The organism is Candidatus Cloacimonadota bacterium (genome assembly GCA_011372345.1).
Lineage (GTDB): Bacteria > Cloacimonadota > Cloacimonadia > Cloacimonadales > TCS61 > DRTC01.
Genome location: DRTC01000015.1, coordinates 1 through 4217 on the forward strand (window position 1 = coordinate 1; position 4217 = coordinate 4217).

Here is a 4217-nt window from a genome sequence, read left to right on the forward strand (position 1 = left end):
GCATCAAAATCCCATTCCCAGGTTGTTATAAATTCCTCTATATCCTGATGATAAGATTCCTGACCGGAAAATGTTATGGGAGTATCTGTTGGTTGTGGTAAACTTGAAGATCGGATAACTGCAACCGGTTGAAGAGTTACTACACCACGAGTTAAAACCAACACTGAAACAGCAGTTGTACCATGAGTAAATGTAAACCAGTTCGCACCATTAGGCCAGTTTCCATCAACATATTGTCCGTATGAAGGATCATCTAAAAGATAATCGGAAACATCTTCATACCAATCACGGGGACCAGTTCCGAAAGTAGTTATATCATAAAATTCCATTGCCTTTTTTAAACCGTAAAGGGCATAATAATTACCATAAAACATTTCAGCATACCAACTACCATCATAAGAAGGATCGGTCCAATGTATATCGAGATAATCAAGAGCATTTTGAATCACATCTGCTGTTTGAGCAGTTTCCAGGTAATAATGACTTGCCATTCCGGAAACGGTTTTTGCATTATTAGGCCAGTAATTACCATAAGTATATCCAAACGAACCATTATCACAAACGCTGTATTCCAGCCACAACTGTAACTCGTCAGCAACCCAGGAAGGAGCAATTATAGGATCATGAAAGGGAAGATCATTAGTATTTTCCTCGATAGCATGAAGAGCTAAAACAGGCCATTGAACTGCAGAATTATCACTACTCCCATAATTATCATAGTATGTGTTGTATCTCCAGCCACCTCGACCTGCTGAAGGATCATCAGTTTGATTCCAGGCTATACCGTTCATTGCATCTTCCATGGCTTCATAATAAGTCATACCTGCTAAAGCACCGGTTTCGATAATTTTATCAGGTTGATCACCAGCAGCAACCGCCAGACAGGCTATTCCATTAGCATAAACACTTCCGGAAAAATATACACCAATTCCATCTCCATCAGTATCAGGATCTCCAGCCGGTTGAGTTCCGATAGCTATTGTTGTTCCATTGCTGTTAACGATCCAATCAAGACCAAGTTGAACGGTTTCCGCATAAATGTCTTCATCGAGATCATTGTTCCCATGGTGACCATTTTCTTCAAATGCCAGGACAGCAAGACCTGTTGTTCCAACGCCATATTCACCTGTTGTATACCAGTATCCGGTTGCATATTGATTTAAATATAACCAGCGTAAGCCATCTTCAATCGCAGCATTAATTCTTTGTTGTTTATCCACAATCGGAATTACATTAATAGACACCTGATCCACATCGATATTTCCCAATCCGTCTGTAACAGTTAATGTCGCAGTCTTCAATCCGCCCGTATTAAATGTGTGCGATACGGCAATATAACGAGCATCTGTTACTGTTCCCGAATAAATAGTGCCGTCAACATCCCATTCATAGGTTCCTGTTTCATCATCTCCCCAATGAACATTTCCCCAAATTGTGATTTCTCTACCAACCCAGCTGTAATAATACGGCATACAATTAACCATTGGATCAACACGGTTTGAATGCATGATGTTATTCCAGTTTCCTGTTTCATTATGAACAGGAGCAGGTTGAAGATTCTTGTATTTCTGGATTAGATCAAGGGCATTGTTTTCAAAGCTGTCTGCCCAGGATGATATTGAAATCATCAATAAACAAATTAAGAACAAATAAATAATTTTAGTTTTCATGAAATCCTCCTAAATTAATTTGAAAACTTTCATTTGGAACCGGTTAGTTCCTTAAAATTTCCTCTAAACTTAAAACACAATAGGTTGTGACCAGAACTTTATTATTTTCTCTCCACCTGCCATTTTCATTCTGCCACCAACCTTCCTCATTTTGGACTTTTATTATCTGATTTGCCAGTTCTACTCTCCAGCTATGGCTTTTTCCATTTTCATCTATGATCACATCTTCACCATAAGCTCTGAGAGCTTTTGCCATTGTTTGATAATAATAAAACAAACCCTGATTTCCCATTTTGGGTGTAGTTTCCACTATAAAATGTTGTTTGATCCAATTATAAGCAGCTTGAACCCGAGGATCATTTTTATTGACCTGGGCGTAGATCATACTTTTTAAACCGATATAGGTCATGCTGCCGTATGATTTTGTTTCACCGGCTTTACTTTTACCAACTTCATAAATAAAACCACCGTCATTACCGGAATAATCCATAGGATTGTATTCCTTTAAATTCTGACATTTCTTCATAAATTCAAGTGCTTTATCATAAAATAATTTTTTCGCTTCTTTGTTTTTTATTTCCTTTGGAAGAGGATTCTCAACTGCATACTGTGATGTCTCCTTTTCAAGGAATGATTCGATCACCCATTGTAAATTTGACATGTCAGGACGATTATCACTTCCATCATAACCAATTCCACCATAATAAAGACTATCAGGAGTGTATCCTTCAGATTCATCAAGTTGTATGCTTAATAAGTATTTTTCAGCCTTATCTATCAATTCTTCAAATTTCGGATCATCAGCTTCTTTAAGAGCAATCAGACAAATGGAGGTATTATAATTCGGTAAGTCTCCAATATGAATTGAACCATCTGATTTAGCGCAGTTTTCAATAAAGGTTAATCCTTTTTTTGCCGGTTCGAAATCGGAAGAAATCCCCAGATTACTGCGAAGTATTGCTGTAACCGATAAGGCAGTGATTGCCGGATAATGTTCCCAACTTCCATCCTCATTTTGCTGATCGGTCAACCATTGTAAACCGGATTTGATGGAATGTTCAATCTCGTTTTGTAAAGAAAGATCGAGATTTGCAAACGAAAAAGAAGTAATAATTAAAAAGATCAAGACGATTTTTGATTTCATTTTTTTTGCACCTTTCATAATTTAGTTAAACGGTTTAATAATTATTCTGGCTTTTGTTCCTTTCGGGGGGACTATTCGTGAATTTACTATATACAAAGTATCATCATTTCCAGTACTTAAAGGATTATCAATAATTGTAAAGGGATCGTGATAAGTTGTAATTATAGATCCTTCAACATCAGCCATGAAAGTTCCATTCAAAACTTGTGAACCTGAGAAAATCCAAAAGGTTTCTCTCATTTCCTTTTTTTCTGCGACATTAAAAGCTAATTTTTCAATTCTCACCTTGATCTTATTATTTAGAGAATCGATCCATTCAACAAAGATCAAAAGAGAATCTCCTTCCGGAGTTTTATCCTGACCTTGAAATTCTATATTTTGACCATATTCATAACCTAATAATAATAAAGAAACCTGTAGCTGTGAAGGAACAATATCCGTTTTCAAAACACTTTCATGCAATTTTCCGTTTTTCCCGCAAAGTAACAGCTCGATCGGTTTGCTTTCCATATTAAATTCTGCAGGAAACTCAATTTCTCCAGATTGCTTATTAATTGTAATTTCACCTATTTTATAAATACCATCACTTATCTTTACAAATAATGAATCGTCAACTTCATTTTCGGAAACTACTAGAGCAGATACTATCATAAATAAAAAAAATATTATTCTTTTTCTCAAATCTTCATCTCCTTTTTCGCTTGATCCAAATGAATCAGGAAGATACGGACATTTTTTATAAATCACTCATTTTTATGTCAACATTTTTTTATTTATTTAATCAAAACTTGACACTATCTTATATTTTAGGGATCATGATTCAGAGTTAAGGAATAAAAAAATGGATAGAGAAATATATAAGAATTTTTTGCATAATTTGCCTTCAAAACCATATATTGTAGGAAAAAACAACTTTTTTATTTCATCTGTCTTCGTACCATTTGTTTTCCTTGAGGGAGAATATTACCTTCTACTGCAAAAAAGAACGGCTAACATCAGGCAAGGAGGAGAAATATGTTTCCCCGGCGGCGGTTTTGATCCTAAAATAGATAAGAATTATCAGGAAGCTGCAATTAGAGAAACCATGGAAGAACTTGGAATCAAAAGAGACAAAATAAAAATCGATGGAGTTTTTGATACTCTTGTCAATCCCAACGGAAAGATCGTGAATACATTTGTCGGGAAACTGATGATCGATAGTTTAGATGAACTGAGGATCCATAAAAAAGAAGTAGAGAAAATTCTAATAGTTCCAGTATCCTTTTTTTTCAAAAAAAACCCTAAAGAATATAAAATTAAAATCCAGGCTCAATCCTATTATTTAGATAAAGAAGGAAAGGAAATTTCTATTTTACCGGTGAAAGAATTAGGTCTGCCGGAAAAATATGCAAAAAGCTGGGGGC

General features: G+C 35.5%; 4 protein-coding genes. 1 reads left to right on the top strand and 3 read right to left on the bottom strand.

Going from position 1 to position 4217, the window contains the following annotated elements; translation table 11 throughout:
* From ENL20_00235 to ENL20_00245, 3 genes are all read right to left on the bottom strand, one after another.
* Positions 1-1670 (bottom strand): hypothetical protein (locus tag ENL20_00235; protein HHE36989.1); only part of this gene is annotated, 1670 nt, incomplete at its 3' end.
* Between the two features lie 43 nt (positions 1671-1713).
* Positions 1714-2814, bottom strand: coding sequence for a hypothetical protein (locus ENL20_00240; protein ID HHE36990.1), 1101 nt, complete (start codon positions 2812-2814; stop codon positions 1714-1716).
* Positions 2815-2835: 21 nt separating this feature from the next.
* Positions 2836-3495 (bottom strand): hypothetical protein, encoded by a 660-nt coding sequence (locus ENL20_00245; GenBank protein ID HHE36991.1) that lies wholly within the window; start codon positions 3493-3495, stop codon positions 2836-2838.
* A gap of 160 nt (positions 3496-3655) precedes the next feature.
* Between ENL20_00245 and ENL20_00250 the strand changes: the two genes are divergently transcribed.
* The coding region (locus ENL20_00250; protein HHE36992.1) for a CoA pyrophosphatase at positions 3656-4217 on the top strand (562 nt) is incomplete at its 3' end.

What these genes read in the sequence shown, in the direction of transcription:
- ENL20_00240 (HHE36990.1), bottom strand. Translation starts at nt 2,814, where the DNA reads ATGAAATCAAAAATCGTCTTGATCTTTTTAATTATTACTTCTTTTTCG.